The sequence below is a fragment of the Aquimarina spongiae genome (assembly GCF_900141785.1).
Lineage (GTDB): Bacteria > Bacteroidota > Bacteroidia > Flavobacteriales > Flavobacteriaceae > Aquimarina > Aquimarina spongiae.
In genome coordinates, this window is the sequence record NZ_FQYP01000006.1 from 170,137 (window position 1) to 184,814 (window position 14,678).

Here is a 14,678-nt window from a genome sequence, read left to right on the forward strand (position 1 = left end):
CAATGGCCAAAACTGTTTTAACCGCATGGCAAAGGCTGATAGGCCTGTTGCAGTTGGATAAAAAAGATATCTTACAAACTTTTTACTATGCTATTTTTGCCGGATTAGTGAATCTATCACTTCCTCTGGGTATACAAGCAATTATTAACTTGGTACAAGGTGCTCAAATTAGTACTTCGTGGATTATCCTCGTGATACTGGTTACTCTTGGAGTGGTTTTTGCTGGGATGCTTCAGCTGATGCAGATCAGAATTATAGAAAATGTACAGCAGAAAATCTTTACTCGTGCCTCTTTTGAGTTTACCTATCGTTTTCCGAAAATTAAGATGAGTGAGCTGCGTAACTTTTACCCTCCAGAATTAGCGAATCGATTTTTTGATACGCTTACAACGCAAAAAGGTTTGGCAAAAATTCTGGTGGATTTTCCGGCGGCATTGTTACAAATTATATTTGGGTTAATGTTGTTATCGTTCTACCACCCATTTTTTATTATCTATGGAATTTTACTACTGTTACTGGTCTATGTAGTGTTTAAATACACTGCAAAAAGAGGGTTAGAAACCAGTTTGAAAGAGTCAAAGAGCAAATACAAGGTAGCGCACTGGATCCAGGAAATTGCAAGATCTATTGTGAGTTTTAAATTATCTGGTAAAACGAACCTGGCCTTGCAAAAAAATGATGCTTTGGTGACCGAGTATCTTTCTGCAAGAGAAAGTCATTTCAAGGTATTGGTGATTCAGTTTATTCAAATGATCGGTTTCAAGGTACTGGTAACTGCTGGTTTGTTACTTATTGGAGGTATTCTAGTTCTCAATCAGGAAATGAATATCGGGCAATTCGTAGCGGCAGAAATTATCATTGTATTGGTTATTGGATCTGTAGAGAAATTAATTACAGGCTTAGAGTCTTTCTACGATGTGTTGACCTCGCTCGAAAAACTTGGACAAGTGGTTGACAAAGATTTGGAACCTCAAGAAGGCGAAAAACCATTCAGAGAAAATGAAGGGTTTACTGTAGAGTTAGACCATGTAACCTATACTACCCGGGAAGCTGGGAAGAAAATTTTGGAAGATATCTCCTTATCCATAACAAAGGATTGTACCATTTTGGTACAAGGATCTAATGGTTCAGGTAAATCCACATTACTGCGTTTAATTGCCGGTCTGATACAACCAGATACAGGTAAGGTATATGTCAATAATGTGGACTTGTCAGGGATTAACCTGAACTATTATAGAGCACACTTAGGACAATCACTTACAGAAGAATCACCATTTGAAGGAACTATCTTAGAAAATATCACTTTTGGAGATGATTCTATATCTCATGAAGATGTGTATTGGGCATTAGAACAGGTAGGGTTAACACAATTTGTAAAAGAACAAGCTCAAGGGTTAAATACTATTATTTATCCCGAAGGAAAACAGATCTCCTATACTGTGGCCAAAAAAATAGTGTTGGCTAGAGGTATAGTGCGAAGACCAAAATTATTGATTCTCAAGGATCCTTTGGATCAATTTGATGAGAACGAAGTGTCTCGTATTATGGATTTCCTAACCGCTCCTGAGCGACCTTGGGCATTGGTTGTAGTGAGTCAAAATAATAAATGGGCCAAAAGATGTGGTCGTATTATTCAGATAGAAAAAGGAAAAATTGTAAGTGAAAAATAAAGCGTTATGTTGAATATCACTCATAATAAACTAAATAAAAAGGTAGATCTTTCAGAATATAAAGCTGTAGAGAAAGTCTTTCATAAAAGGCATTACAAATACTTTAATCGTTTTTTGAAGGTGTTTGCTGGGATTACTATTGTTATTATGTTCTTACCCTGGACACAAAATATTTCGGGAGTAGGAAATGTAACTACCTTAAAACCTGATCACAGACCGCAAACTATTCAATCTCCTATACCAGGACGTATCGAACAGTGGTATGTGAAAGAAGGAGATTTTGTTAAAAAAGGAGATACAATCTTGTTTATCTCCGAAGTGAAGAATGAATACTTTGATCCCAATTTGGTACAACGAACAGGAAAGCAAATCAAAGCGAAGTCGATGGCGGTGACCTCTTATCAGGAAAAGGTAAAAGCTCTGGATATTCAAGCCAATGCTCTTATTAATGAAAGAGGTTTGAAATTGCGACAAGCACAAAATAAGTTGATGCAATCCAGATTAAAGGTACAAAGCGATAGTATTGATCTAGAGGCTGCCAAAACGAATATTGCTATTGCTCAACGACAGTATGATCGAACAGTGCAATTGGAAAGCGAAGGGCTTAAAGCTTTGACTGATGTAGAAGAAAAACGATTAAAGCTTCAGGAAACACAAGCAAAATTAATCTCACAACAGAATAAACTCCTGGCCAGTAAGAATGATGTTATCAATGCCGAAGTAGAAATCAATCGCGTAACTGCTGAGTATACAGATAAAATTGCAAAGGCACGTAGTGATAAGTTTACAGCTCAATCCAGTCAGTTTGACGCAGAAGCTCAAGTGACTAAATTAGAGAATGAATATACGAATTATGAGATCCGTAATGACCTGTATTATATCCGTGCTCCACAGGATGGTTTTATAAACAAGGCTATTCGTGCCGGGGTAGGTGAAACTTTTAAAGAGGGAGATCAGTTACTGAGCATCATGCCTTCTGATTATGATCTTGCAGTAGAAACCTATGTAAAGCCTATTGATTTACCATTGATTCATATCGGTGAAAAAATACGGATACAATTCGACGGTTGGCCGGTAATTATATTTAGCGGTTGGCCAAACGTATCTTACGGTACTTATGGAGGTAAAGTAGTGGCGATCGAAACTTTTATTAGTGATAACGGTAAATACCGAGTACTTATAGCTCCAGATAATGAGGATCATGAGTGGCCCAAGGATATTAGGGTGGGATCTGGTGCTAACTCAATAGCATTACTAGAAGATGTCCCCATTTGGTTTGAATTATGGCGAAAACTGAATGGTTTCCCACCAAATTATTATCAACCTGAAGGAAATACAGCGAAAGTTGGAAAAAAATAAGATGAAGAAAATCAGATTTTTGATCTTTTTATTAGGGATAGCTTCTTTGCATGCCCAAGACAATAATGAGTTGACACTTCGGTTTGAAGAGTATCTTGGATATGTGAAAAAATACCATCCTATAGCTAGGCAGGCAGAGCTGAATATCAATATAGGAGAAGCTAATTTGATGAAGGCCAGAGGAGGTTTTGATCCCAAAATTGAAGTGGACTACGACCGAAAGAAGTTTAAGGGGAGTGAGTATTATGATTTGTTGAATGCTACTTTCAAAATCCCAACTTGGTATGGTGTTGAGCTCAAAGGAGGTTTTGAGCAAAACGAGGGTGAATTTTTGAATCCTGAAAACTTTATCCCCGAAGGTGGGCTTTTTAATGCAGGTATTTCGGTTTCTGTAGCAAGAGGGTTTTGGATCAATGAGCGTATGGCTACCTTGCAAAAGGCAAAGATTTTTAGAGAGCAAACCAAAGCCGATCGCGATCTCTTGGTCAATCAAATTCTATATGATGCCTCCTTAGCTTATTTTGATTGGTTAAAAGCATTTAATGAAAAGGAGATTTATGAGAATTTTTTGAATAACGCCGAGATTAGATTTCAAGGGATTAAGCAAAGCGCTTTGGCTGGAGATAAAGCAGCGATCGATACGGTTGAAGCCAAGATCACTGTGCAAAATCGAGCATTGAGTTTGGAGCAAGCCAAAGTGAAGTTGATCAAAACTTCTTTACAGCTGTCTAATTTCTTATGGTTAGAAGGAAATGTACCTGTAGAGTTACAACCCGAAGTAGTTCCTGATAACAACTTGGATCAAATTATTGATACTACTCTGGAGATACAAGGGAATCCATTAAGTGAATTTACGTTAGAAAACCACCCAAAACTAAGATCACTGGGGTATAAGATTGAAGGATTAGAGATTGATCGAAAATTAAAGGCAAACAAACTCTTGCCCAGAATAGACTTGGAATATAACTTTTTGACCGAGACTCCCGATGTGGGTAATTCGTTTACGACACGAGAGTATAAAGGAGGAATCACCTTTGAGTTTCCGTTGTTTTTGAGAAAAGAAAGAGGGGACTTAAAGTTGGCTAAATTCAAGGTCCAGGATGCTAAATTTGAAAGACAAACTACTGAATTGCAAATTCAGAATAAAATCAATGCTATTTATGCTGAATTAGAGTCTTTTGAAACACAAAACGAACTAATAGCAAACATCGTTAAAGACTATACCACTTTATTACAGGCAGAGGAACGTAAATTCAGTTTTGGTGAGAGTTCTGTGTTTTTGATTAATTCTCGAGAACGCAGCCTTATCGATGCCAGATTAAAAGGAATAGAAGTACAGAATAAGTTCTTTACGGCAAAAGCCAAACTGTTTAATAGTTTGGCTACCAATCCGGTGGACTTATAAGAATGCGTCTAGAAGTATTTGGAGATAGAGATCCTTAAAAAACTATCCTCTCTAAAGTTGGAAAGAATGAACTCGTTTTGATCGATATCATTAAAAATTCGTGCTTCAATTTCTGCGGTCCAGGTACTTCCAAAACGTCTGGATGCCTCTAGGCTAAAAATAGTGCTACTGGATTCTAAGTCAGAAATCCCACCAATCAAAATTGAAGTATCCTGAGTATCGTTAAAAGCGATACGACTTCCAAAGAAGATGTCATTTTGTAAAGCATTAAGCGCAAGCTCATCACGTTCATCATACAAATATTCTCCCAAAAGGCCTATATCTAGACCATTTCCGTCGATATTAGAAAAAGTATACTCTAATCCTGCGGTAAGTGCAACAAACTCCTGAGCTTCAGCATGACGATAGATGGATTCTAATTTCCATAAAAATGCATTATGAGTAATTTGCAGATCCAGCCCGGCCTGATGTATGACAGGATAAAAAGCATTTATATTTCCCGTGGTATCAAAAGTGAAAAGAGGTTCTCTTCCGTTACCGTGAAAGTAAGAAAGCCCAATATCAAAAGCATTAAAATAGTGCTTCCAACGAAAAGCAAGGTCTTGTCTCCACTCTTCGGCTCCACTTTCATACTCCAAATCATCTTTATCAATCACCACAGGAAAACGTAATCTTCCTTTATCACCTGCAAAAGTACGTTTCCGATGGTATGGCAGATAGAAAAAGTCGAAAGTCCCAAATTTTTGAGTGATCCAGGTAAACTGTGCCATAGGTTGCCCTAACTTTTCTTCGCCGTCAAAAGTCTCAACGGCATCTGTCTGGTTGATGATATCAACCAGATGATTACTCTCTGTAACTCCCCAGTAGATTTTTTTGATACCCAAGCTCAATTCCCAGTTGTTTTTGGCCTTTTGATAATACAATTCACGGATATCCCAATGCGTACGTTCATCATCTACGTCCAGACGAAAAAAACCTTTAAAATTGATGCTTTCATAACCTTTGTTCCAGGAGATATTATATTCTGGTCGAATGGCCAAAGAAGGGAAATGATCTTCCTGCTCTTCAAATAAGGCATCATCATAGAAATAACGATACTCTCCTTCTAATTCTAATTCGAATTCTTGAACTGTTTTTTTGGTATCATCGTTTTGTGCATGCATGTTGAATCCTACGCATAAGAGTGCTACAAATATGATATATATAATTTTCATGTATTTACTTTTTTAATTCCTGGTCTTTTACCATTCCAAAAATTGTGATCAAAATCCCGATAAGAATAATAAACAGTAGCATGACGAAAAATGGATTTTGATAGATGCAGAATAGTACAATTGAGCATATACTAAAGAACAATCGTATAGGTACGGTCCATTTATATATTTTTTGAACACGATACCAAAAAACCAAAGCGATAAGAGTACCCAACCCTATAAACATCATGCCTAGCAAATTTGCGATATCGGGTTGATATGAAGTATTGCTGTTTAATATTGAAAACACAAGGCTAGGTTGTATTATTAATAATAATCCACTAACTAAAAGAACAATAATAGGATATAACAAACTAAGCCTTGTGTATTTCATCATGAAATAAAATTTACTGACCGGCGCGTTGTAATGCTACCTGTGTAAAATCCTCGTCTGATAATTCGATATCAAAATTGTATTCTTCGAACTTCAGTAAGGTTTCTTTATTACTTTGGTGATTTACCATATTGAAAGTAAGTGCTCTCCAGTACTTTCCTTTGTACAACTTATAATCGGTGTAGGTAAGGGTTTTGAGAAGAGAGTTTTTACGATCGTAAAACTCTACTTTTTCAATACGATATCCTTTGTCTTTGTTGTAAGTTACAACACGACGCGTATACCCTGATTTTGGGTCTACAGGATCTTGTTCTACCACCAATAAATTTCCTTTTTCTTCCAGGAATTTGTAGGCGTATTTTTCTACTTCTTGAGAAGATAGGTCTTCATAAGCAAATTCACTTCCTACAAACGGGCCAGATTTATTATTAGAAGATATTCTTTTTACTCGCTTGATAGAAGGTAGAAATAACCACTGATCATCAGAACCTACTTTATGAGTAAAGGTTAGAGTAGAGGTGCCTTTTACATCCTTTGGACTATTAAACACGATTAAAGACTTATCTCCATCTTCGGTAAGTTCTAAGGTTCTCGTTTCTAGATATCGTTCACTGGTCTGACCATTTTTATTCTTTAAGGTCATTTTTAGTTTTACCTTAGAACTTCCAAATCCCAGGTCGGCTTGTTCTGCTGCTTTGGCAATTTGTAACCCTTTTTCTTCTGCGCTTTGAGCAGATAAAGAGGCGATTCCTGCTATTGCAATAATTGCAAAAAATAACTGTTTCATTGTTTTTATAATTTTTAGTTAAGAATAACAGCAAGATTCAGGTGATTCGTCTCGGGCCAATCAACCCAAATCCTACTGTTATTAGAAGTTTTTGATTTATTTATCCAATTGTATTTGTGGTTGTAATGAACGTACGTTTTCTTTACTTTCACTCTTTTTACTGATCAGAATAAGCAGTGATGGCAGTAAGATGAAATCAATGATCAATGCCGCTACAATAATAATTACCGTTATCCTGGCCATATAACTATTCAATGCGAACGAAGAGGTAGACAAGACCGCAAAACCAGCTAACAAGACAATGGTTGTTGTTACTAAGGCTTTACCTACAGTCTCGAAGGCATAGATAACTGCTTGTTTAGCATCGTAATTGAGCTCTCGTCGAGCCCTTAAAAATTTACTCATGAAGTGAACCGTATCATCTACTATGATTCCTAGAGTCATACCAAAAACAATCACCATCCCAGTATTAATTTGTGCTTTGTACATGGCCCAAAAACCAAACCCTACCAGAACTGGGGTCACATTAGGAATGATACTTAGTAATCCTAATTTGAAGTTACGTAGTGCAAGCATTAGTACTATGGATATCAATATCAAGGCGATAATATTTCCTTTAAACATGCTATCGGCTTGTCTGAACCCAAGTTTTGAAAACATGAGTGTTGGACTTACTCCTATAGCATGCATAGCTTCAGGAGTATGATCCTCTAGCCAGCGTTCTGCACGTTTGGAGAAGTCAATCATTTCTGCACTTGAGATGTTTTCGATAGTCGCTGTAACTCTTGTTTCGGATTTGTCTACATTAATTTGATTATTCAGATCAAGTCCAAAAGGAAGAGATAGTTCATACAACAACAAGTATTGAGCTGCTTCTTCCCGATTAGCCGGTACTTTGTAGTAAGACTCATTATCACCATGCATCGATCGATTAACTCTTCGGGCTACTTCACTAAAGGCATTTACATGTACTACCTCCGGTTGTTGATTCAACCAGTCTTCAAACTCATTTAGTTTTTGAAGGTATTCTGGATTGTTGATTCCTCCACTTTCTCCACTGCCTACAGAAAATTCAACATTATAAATTCCTGTTAGGTTATCACTGATATAGTCCGTATCACTTCTAAACTGGACAGTTTCATCAAAATAATTAATGAACTCATCATTAAATTGATTTTTTGTGGCTAGATATGTTAATCCTCCAATAGCTACTATCGAAATAATAGTAAGTCGAACAGGTTGCTTGGTAACAAATAGGCCAAGATTGGTATACCATCCAAATTTTTCTGGCGTATTTTCTGTTTTCTGTTTTGTTTTTACAGGAAGAATAGCCATCAATGCAGGCAAAGTACTGGTAGAGTAGATAAATGCCATTGTCATACCAAATGCGGTAATATTTCCTAGATCCCAAAACGGAGGAACATCTCCAAAATTCATTGTTAGAAACCCGATCACTGTGGTAAGACTCGTGATAAATACCGGCATAAAATTAAGACGCATAGATTCTACCAATGCTTCATGTTTGGAGTATCCCTCTTTTCGCATTTTTTGAAGCATAGTAATCAGGATATGAATACTATCTGCAACTGCCAGAGTAAGAATCATGGTTGGGAACACAGAAGAAGGAGGGGTGAGCTTAATCCCCATTAACCCCACAAATCCTACTGCACTCATTATAGAAAACATTACCACAACCAGTGTAGCTAAGGTGCTCACAAAGTTTCTGGTAAGGATAAGAGTGGTGATCACTACAATGATTAGCATAATCATGGTCAACATCAAATCCCGCATCGAAGATTCGAAAAAAGCAGTATTCAAAGGTACTAGTCCAGAGGAATGTACTTCAAAGTTAGGGTGCTTTTCTTGAAAATTCGAGATCGTACTGCGTATAAAAGCGGTTACTTCTGGGATTTCTTTAGCACTGTCTTCTCCTGGGAGTCTTACTGTTACGTTTATAGCGGTAACACTACCTTCTTCATTCAATAAACGATTGACTAATAAAGGCTCCTTGAGCGCTTTTCTTCGTATTTCTGCTATATCCTGAGGTGTTTTGTTTGCAGACTCGTACGAAAGATCATCTACATAAAGATCATCTCCTTGCGCACTAGTATGTTGAAAATTGGTAACCGCATCTACTCTGGATGAATAAGGAGTATTCCAAGCTTCGGCGGTGAGTTCTTCTATGGCAACCAAATTTTCTTTGGTAAAAATGTTGCCATTAGAAGGGGATAATACAATCACGATATTATCGTCTTTAGTGTATTTTTCCTGTAAAGCGTCAAAAGCTTCAAGCTCAGGGTTCGATTTACTGAAAAATACATGATAATCTCCATCAAATTCCATAGCTCCTTGGGAACCTAGTCCCATAGAAAGGATAATTGTTGCTAGTAGGACATACCATTTGTTTTTGATCACAAATTGCGCCCATCGCTTAGCAAAAGTGTTCGTAACGTTACTTGCTTTTTTAAGTGCATTCATAATTACAGTTGTTAGTTGACCAGTCAATTAGTTATAGAAAATACTATTCAATTGATCTTTGTTGTTAAGAGTTATTTGTATGAAGACGATTAGATCGAATTTATTTGGACAGGGGTGTTCAAATAAATTTTTTCAAAAGTTGACCAGTCGTCTATAAATGGATTAAATTTTTTTTACTGGGGTAAAATTAGAGTTTGTTTCATATAATTTTGTTATTAGATTGTTAATAATTGACCAGTCGTCTATTAAAATTTCAAAAAAATTATTTTAGAAATAAGAGTTTGGTCATTTTCATCACATTGTCAATAGGTTCGGCACTTTTCATTTCTTTCATAGTTGTCATTGCTCCTTTTCCCGCATCTTCGAGAAAAGATACCATAGCTTCTACATCCATATCGGCTTCTACTTCACCAAGTCGTTGCGCTTCTAATCCAACAGCAACGATTTCATTTTTTACCTTATTATGCAGTGTTAGTATGGCCTCTCTGATATTGTCATTATGTTCAGACATTTCATTACTCAGATTACAACCCATACATCCCATTTTACATTCTAACTCTTCCTTCACAACATCAATCCGATGTTCATAAAAGTTTAGTAAACGCTGTTTGGGAGAACTAACCTCTGAATCGTGCAAAATGCCCAATGCGGTTCCAAATTGCATATCAAAATACTTTCTCAATGCTTTGATGGCAAAATCTTCTTTACTGTCAAAGTAGAAATAAAAAGAACCTTTAGGTACATCTGCGGCTTTTACAATATCATTGACACTCGTGCCATTATATCCCTTAGACCAAATAATATGCAGACCTTTTTCCAAAAGGTAATCTGCTTTTGTTTCATGTTTTAGGGTTTTAGACATCTTTTTCTTACAATTTTGCTAGCAAAAATATGACCACCCGTCTAGTAATTCAAAATTTTAAATGTTAAATTTTTCTTTATTGAATTTGTTTTTGATTTTAAGTATTTAATTATCAGTGTCTTGTGTTTTCTTTGTGCTAATAAGTGTCACCCATATACACCAAACTATTCTTAACATGGTGTTTTGGCATTGCAGGAGCAACCATGCAACAAGTAGAACCCAGATAGAACAAGGCGATCTCATCAATTTTGGAAACCCTAGATCCCAATTGAATGTGTTCTGGTAGTTCAATGGTTCCAACTGCCGGTCCTCCTACAATGGATAAATGCCATTTTTGATTCTCATCGTCTGTGATATCAATATTTATTCGTTCATTCCTGAAGGCTGGAATAGAAGGATTGTCTTTGTAGAACCAAGGTCTTAAAATAACCAAATCCCCTTTAATATGTTGTATACGCGTAATTGTACCATTTACAGGGGCGTGAATTCGATGGTAATTTTTATTATGCAAAAATACATTGGTAAATACATAATCCTTATCGATTTCGTTTTCACTAACTCCAAAGATGTGATGTATTGCTCGAAGATCTCCTTTTACATTTGATTTTTGAATGTTATGTACAAAATCCATATCACAAAGTAGTCCTTCACATGGCCAAACGGTTGGAGAGGAGTTTTGAGGAAGTTCTTTGAACTGTCTAACAAAGAAGTCCTGAAAGTTATGATACTTTGATCTACCAAAAGGAGGTTTAAATTGCCCTAAATAATCAGCTTCTTCATAATGGAATTTGCAATAAGGCTTAATGAGAAACTTCGAAATATGAAGATTGAAGACATTGGCGTAAATTCCAGAAATAAACCGTTGAAACCAACTAGGAAAGACCCCCCAAATTCTTAACGATAAGAATTCGTAAAAGGACGCGTGTTTAATTTGAACTGAATCTAAGACGTCTATTTTGCCATCTAAAGATGCAGCCATTTGAATCTCTTTCGACATTTGATTTTTGATTAATGAATGAATGGTTTCCAATTTAGATACTTTCAAAATGCCTGTCAATAGGGGATTACACAAAATATTCTTAAATAAATTAATAGATGTTAAACTTTTAAGACAATCTTAGGATTAAATGTATTTGATTAACATAAAGAGTTGTTAATCCGATTCTGTAAATGGTAGGTCATTTACTAAATATTCATGAAATTTTTCTCTTTCTGGTAATAAATATTGGTTATCCACAAGATTTCGAATTTGGAAAATGATAAAAACTTAACGATTTACTTAAACGTTTGAGAAAATTTAAGGTAGTTTTTTAGCAAAAATTTAAATCGCTATAAATCAATGTTTTATATTTATTTTTTAACAGCTTTTCATTTTTAACCTTCTTTTTTTGAGGGATCTCCTATAGTATTGATCTCTACTGATTTTTTTGAACGCCCTTGGTTACCACCTAATTTAGATCCTGAAATTTTCGCGAACAATCAAACTAAAACTTATTAATTAATCAAAACAAAGTCAGTATGAAAAATAGCTTACTTAAGATTCTATTTTGGGGGATCATCTTGACAGTAAGTAACTCCTATGCTCAAAGTGTTTCGGGGACAGTTACTGAGGAAAACGGAACTCCAATACCTGGGGTAAATATTATAGTAAAGGGAACTACCGATGGTACTTCGACAGATTTTGATGGGAAGTATACCATCGATAACTTATCAGAAGGCGCCATCTTGGTGTTTAGCTCTTTGAGTTTTAAAACACAGGAAATTCTTGTAAATGATCAAACTACCATTAATGTGATCATGGTATCAGATACAGAAGCCTTAGGCGAGGTAGTAATTCTGGGTTATGGTCAGGTACAAAACAAAAAATCAGTTACTTCTGCGGTAAGTACGGTATCTACAGAACAAATAGAAAGAGTACCGATTGCTCTGCCAGAAGCTGCATTGCAAGGAACAGCACCAGGAATTGCAGTTACGCAAACCTCTGGAGCACCAGGAGCGCCGCTTACGGTGAGACTAAGAGGTACTAGTTCTACTGGGGCTTCTACACCTCTATTTTTGGTAGACGGGCAGCAAGTACCTAACCTAAATCATATCAATGCCAGCGATATTGAAAGCTTCAGTGTGTTAAAAGATGCAGCATCTGCTTCTATTTTTGGAGCAAGAGGGGGGAACGGAGTTGTGCTAATAGAAACCAAATCAGGAAAAAGAAATCTTGCCGCTCCAAAAGTTTCGATAGATGGATATACAGGTTTTCAGTCTTTACTAAGGAAACCAGATCTAATGGACAAGAATCAGTATGTCCAGTATTTTAATGAATTTCAGGCATCAAATGGAGGGACACAACTAACCGATGCAGAGATCGCCGCTTTACCTGATACAGATTGGTATGATGAGCTTTTTGATACTACTCCGATCAGTAATATAGCAGCTTCTGTAATAGGTGGAGGAGAAAAATATTCCTATGCAATTTCTGGAGGGATTTTTCAACAAGACGGTATGCTAGGCGGAAGAGAGAACAAGTCTAATTTCGATAGAAAAAATGTTAGAATAAATTTTGAAACCGATATTCGTGAGAACTTTAATGTTGAGGTTAATGCGAATTTAGCAGATATTGATCGTAACTTTTTGTTAGAAAATGCTGGAGTTACAGGAACATCAATCATTAACTTTATCAATGCGATGCCAGCGATTTACCCGGTTAATGATCCTAATGATCCATCGGTGCCGTTCAACCCGGGTAATCAAACCAACCCAGTTGTGGTAAATGGTGTAACCTTACCTGCACTGGGAGCGGTTGCAAATCCTGAATTGGCATTATTGCTGAATAACAACAATACGCAAACTGCGGTAACCAATGCCAGTATAAAAGGAGATTGGGAGATTTTTGATAGATTTAGGCTGCAAGGAACTTATTATCATTTTAATTCTGATGCATTTACCAAACAGTTTTTTCCTTCTTTCAATTTTCCGACGCAGGCGATTGCTTCTCCAAATGCAACCTTAATAGAAACAAGAACAGAGATGGTGTTAAGACAGTTTGATGCTAATGTGAGATATGATTTTTTCCAAAACTCAGACCATAAATTGGACGCATTAGCTGGGTTTTCTACATACGAATCAGATTTTTCTAATAGTACATTGTCTGGGGTTGGTTTTTTTGTAAATACACTAGATGAAGCAAACTTTGCATTGATTACAAATCCTTCAAGTATTACTGTAGCGCCTCCAGTGGAAACAGAGAATAACCTATTGGGTATTTATGGTAAGGTAAAATATAGCTACATGGATAAATACAATGTAGAAGCTACTTTACGTGCAGATTCATCCTCAAATTTTGGTGATGATAACAGAACTGGTATTTTCCCTTCGGTATCCGCGGGATGGGTGATTTCTGAAGAAAACTTCTTACAAGATTCTGAAGTAATTGATTTATTAAAGCTTAGAGCTAGTTGGGGTATTAATGGTAGTGACTTTATAGCGCCCTATCAATTCTCTCCGATCTTAAATGCCGGTTCAGGAACCAATTTTGGTGGAGGACTGAACCCAGGACTTACTCCTGCATTCTTACAAAACCCTGATGTAAAGTGGGAAGAAGTAGCGCAAACCAATATTGGTTTGGATATTAATGCCTTTAATAATGCTTTAGGAATTACTATAGATTACTACAATAAACAATCTTCTGATGTTTTAATTCCAATCGGGATACCTATATTCTCGGGATTCCCTGCACCTGCAACCAATATTGCTGATGTAGAAAACCAAGGTTTTGAATTTTTAGTTTCTTATCAGCAAACTTATAAAAGTGGATTTAGATGGCAATTGGGAGCAAACCTTGCAGTAAATAAGAACGAAGTAACCAGTATTGGTAATAACGGACAACCACTGCAAGGAGGAAACACTTTTGTCTTCAACGACCCTATTACACTTACTACTGAAGGAGAAGCCATTTCGAGTTTCTTTGGATTTGAGGTAGAAAGTATTGATGATGATGGCAATCTTGTGTTTAGAGATTTTGATGGTGATGGTAATCCAGATAAAACATTTATAGGTAGTCCTCTACCAGATTTCACCTATGGAATCACATTGGATCTCGAATACAAAGGATTTGATCTTAGTACCTTCCTATACGGATCCCAAGGAAACGACATTTTTGATGCTACGCTAAGACCGGACGGGGCATTTACCAATAGAAAAGAATCTTTTCTTACTAATGGAGTGGTTAATAGACTCGGTGGTTTTACCCCTCAGGTTTCTGACTTTTTCGTACAAGATGGTTCTTTCTTAAAAATGAAAACCTTGACTTTAGGATATTCACTTAAAGAGAGCTGGGTAGAGAGCATTGGATTAAATAGGTTAAGAATCTATGGAACTGCGCAAAACCTATTCTTAATAACAGATTATGATGGAACTGATCCAGAAATAGGAGAACAAGCTTCAGGAAACTCTTTGGATCTGGGTATAGACCGAGGGTTTAATCCTCAGCCAAGAACATTTTTATTCGGGTTTCAGCTAGAATTCTAAAAACAAAAC

General features: G+C 36.5%; 9 protein-coding genes. 4 read left to right on the top strand and 5 right to left on the bottom strand.

Annotated elements, in window-relative coordinates; translation table 11 throughout:
- Window positions 1-2: 2 nt before the first annotated feature.
- The 3 genes from BUE24_RS14500 to BUE24_RS14510 are packed head-to-tail and all read left to right on the top strand — an operon-like array spanning window position 3 to window position 4,434.
- Window positions 3-1,670, top strand: coding sequence for a peptidase domain-containing ABC transporter (locus BUE24_RS14500; protein ID WP_073316951.1), 1,668 nt, complete (start codon window positions 3-5; stop codon window positions 1,668-1,670).
- A gap of 6 nt (window positions 1,671-1,676) precedes the next feature.
- On the top strand, window positions 1,677-3,029 hold the full coding sequence (locus tag BUE24_RS14505; protein WP_073316952.1) for an HlyD family secretion protein: 1,353 nt from the start codon (window positions 1,677-1,679) through the stop codon (window positions 3,027-3,029).
- A 1-nt stretch (window position 3,030) separates the two neighbouring features.
- Window positions 3,031-4,434: a TolC family protein gene (locus BUE24_RS14510; RefSeq protein ID WP_073316953.1), complete on the top strand. Its 1,404-nt coding sequence runs from the start codon at window positions 3,031-3,033 to the stop codon at window positions 4,432-4,434.
- 8 nt (window positions 4,435-4,442) lie between these two features.
- Here BUE24_RS14510 and BUE24_RS14515 read toward each other — a convergent pair whose 3' ends face one another.
- The 5 genes from BUE24_RS14515 to BUE24_RS14540 all read right to left on the bottom strand — a co-directional run bounded on the left by BUE24_RS14515 (window position 4,443) and on the right by BUE24_RS14540 (window position 11,145).
- Entirely contained in the window at window positions 4,443-5,648 is a 1,206-nt protein-coding gene (locus tag BUE24_RS14515) for a hypothetical protein (RefSeq protein ID WP_084549562.1), read from the bottom strand.
- A gap of 386 nt (window positions 5,649-6,034) precedes the next feature.
- On the bottom strand, window positions 6,035-6,808 hold the full coding sequence (locus BUE24_RS14525; RefSeq protein ID WP_073316958.1) for an outer membrane lipoprotein-sorting protein: 774 nt from the start codon (window positions 6,806-6,808) through the stop codon (window positions 6,035-6,037).
- Between the two features lie 96 nt (window positions 6,809-6,904).
- On the bottom strand, window positions 6,905-9,286 hold the full coding sequence (locus BUE24_RS14530; protein ID WP_073316962.1) for an efflux RND transporter permease subunit: 2,382 nt from the start codon (window positions 9,284-9,286) through the stop codon (window positions 6,905-6,907).
- Window positions 9,287-9,548: 262 nt separating this feature from the next.
- Window positions 9,549-10,148: a TetR/AcrR family transcriptional regulator gene (locus BUE24_RS14535; RefSeq protein ID WP_073316965.1), complete on the bottom strand. Its 600-nt coding sequence runs from the start codon at window positions 10,146-10,148 to the stop codon at window positions 9,549-9,551.
- A gap of 136 nt (window positions 10,149-10,284) precedes the next feature.
- The gene (locus BUE24_RS14540; protein WP_073316968.1) at window positions 10,285-11,145 is read right to left on the bottom strand and encodes a phosphatidylserine decarboxylase; all 861 of its coding nucleotides are present in this window, start codon (window positions 11,143-11,145) and stop codon (window positions 10,285-10,287) included.
- Window positions 11,146-11,666: 521 nt separating this feature from the next.
- Here BUE24_RS14540 and BUE24_RS14545 point away from each other — a divergent pair.
- Entirely contained in the window at window positions 11,667-14,669 is a 3,003-nt protein-coding gene (locus BUE24_RS14545) for a SusC/RagA family TonB-linked outer membrane protein (RefSeq protein WP_073316971.1), read from the top strand.
- The last annotated feature ends 9 nt before the right edge of the window (window positions 14,670-14,678 follow it).

What these genes read in the sequence shown, in the direction of transcription:
- BUE24_RS14500 (WP_073316951.1), top strand. Translation starts at nt 3, where the DNA reads ATGGCCAAAACTGTTTTAACCGCATGGCAAAGGCTGATAGGCCTGTTG.
- BUE24_RS14505 (WP_073316952.1), top strand. Translation starts at nt 1,677, where the DNA reads ATGTTGAATATCACTCATAATAAACTAAATAAAAAGGTAGATCTTTCA.
- BUE24_RS14510 (WP_073316953.1), top strand. Translation starts at nt 3,031, where the DNA reads ATGAAGAAAATCAGATTTTTGATCTTTTTATTAGGGATAGCTTCTTTG.
- BUE24_RS14515 (WP_084549562.1), bottom strand. Translation starts at nt 5,648, where the DNA reads ATGAAAATTATATATATCATATTTGTAGCACTCTTATGCGTAGGATTC.
- BUE24_RS14525 (WP_073316958.1), bottom strand. Translation starts at nt 6,808, where the DNA reads ATGAAACAGTTATTTTTTGCAATTATTGCAATAGCAGGAATCGCCTCT.
- BUE24_RS14530 (WP_073316962.1), bottom strand. Translation starts at nt 9,286, where the DNA reads ATGAATGCACTTAAAAAAGCAAGTAACGTTACGAACACTTTTGCTAAG.
- BUE24_RS14535 (WP_073316965.1), bottom strand. Translation starts at nt 10,148, where the DNA reads ATGTCTAAAACCCTAAAACATGAAACAAAAGCAGATTACCTTTTGGAA.
- BUE24_RS14540 (WP_073316968.1), bottom strand. Translation starts at nt 11,145, where the DNA reads ATGTCGAAAGAGATTCAAATGGCTGCATCTTTAGATGGCAAAATAGAC.
- BUE24_RS14545 (WP_073316971.1), top strand. Translation starts at nt 11,667, where the DNA reads ATGAAAAATAGCTTACTTAAGATTCTATTTTGGGGGATCATCTTGACA.